Here is a 1601-nt window from a genome sequence, read left to right on the forward strand (position 1 = left end):
CATTTCTATCATTTAATCTTAATTCTATTAGATTAATGATAATACTATCATTTAATTATTGCATTAAGTCTAATGATAGATATTGTATGCGATTTGGCTCGCTATCATTCAGGTATAGTCTTTTGATAAAAAAAGCATGACTAAAAGCCATGCCTTGGGAATTCGTATAACGTGTATTATGTTAATTTTAGAGAAAGTTAATTATCTTTCAATGTCTCAAAAACATTATATGAAGCCTTAATACGATCTATATTTGGTATCTTTTTATTCATTAACATAACCAATCCAAATCCTTCTTCTGGAATAAATAAAACATACGCCCCAAAGCCATTAGTCGAACCTGTTTTATGAAAAACTTTAGATTTTGGTTGCGATAATTCTTTTACAACAGGATTTGAGCCCAATAAGATTTGTTTTGAATTACTAGCCTGTAGAATTTCAGAAGTAGTGGGATAAGAAAACATTTCCCATCCAAGTGCTTGTGTCATACCGCTATCAGAAACTTTAAAATATCCTTTGTGTGTATCCAGTATAGCTTTTTTCATAGCAGGGCTATTTGTATCTACATTAAGATTCGAATTTACAAACTTAAGCATATCTGGGAGTGTTGATTTAACGCCATATGCTTCATCCGACAATGGACCAGGATTAACTCGAATTGGCTTATTATTTTCATCATAACCAAAAGCATAGTTCGTTTTTTGTGCTTCTGGAACATTGACGTATGTATGTTTCAAATTAAGTTGAGGAAAAACAGTCTTCTCTAATAATGAAGAGAAAGGAACATTCATCGATTTTGCAGTTAGATACCCAAAAAGTCCTATACTTGGATTTGAGTATTCACGATAAGTACCAGGAGGATTCTTTACTTTCCAATTTTTGAAATACTCTAATATTTGCTTATCAGTTTTGATATTATCTGGAAATTGTAATGGCAAATTGCCACTTGTATAAGTTAATAACTCTAATAAATTTACCTTATCAATTTCTGAATTTTTTAAAGCAGGGACGTATTTACTAGGATGATCGTTGAACGATATTTTACCTTGATTATTGGCATATGTTCCTGAAATAGCAGTAAAAGTTTTACTTAAAGAACCTAACTCAAAAAGTGTCTGACTATTTACGCTTTCATTTGTATCTTTAGATCGGACACCATAATATTTTTCATAACTTTTACCGTTGTAAATTACGCCTATAGCCATACCAGCTACACCATACTCATCTATAAGTGGCTTAAATGATTGGGTAACAACTTTTTCAATATTTTTCTCATTTTGACTGACTTCACTTGCATTTAAATTCATACCAAAACCGATAACCATCGTAATGAAGCTTGCTTGAAAAAAATATTTTTGATTAAAAAACATTAGGTTAAATTTCTTTAAAAAAGATGGCACATATAATCTCATATACTAAATATTACATATGTATTAATTTTTGTTAAATAACTTCTTATATAAAAATCATCTAGCCCAACAGCTATTTAACATAATGGTGGTTATACGAAGTACACTTGTATATTAATATAAATATCAATAACTTAAAAATTTAGTCATGACTAAGAAATCAGCAAAAAGTCGATTTTGAAACAAGTCGGC

1 protein-coding gene is annotated in these 1601 nt (G+C 29.9%); it reads right to left on the minus strand.

What is annotated here, in order from left to right; translation table 11 throughout:
• Positions 1-197: 197 nt before the first annotated feature.
• Positions 198-1370 carry an MCA family class C beta-lactamase gene (gene blaMCA / locus ACE01R_RS17735; RefSeq protein WP_395552798.1) on the minus strand — a complete coding sequence of 391 codons (1173 nt, stop codon included), beginning with the start codon at positions 1368-1370 and terminating at the stop codon, positions 198-200.
• Between the last annotated feature and the right edge of the window lie 231 nt (positions 1371-1601).

Origin of the sequence: Acinetobacter sp. BSP-28 (genome assembly GCF_044130285.1) — a bacterium.
Lineage (GTDB): Bacteria > Pseudomonadota > Gammaproteobacteria > Pseudomonadales > Moraxellaceae > Acinetobacter.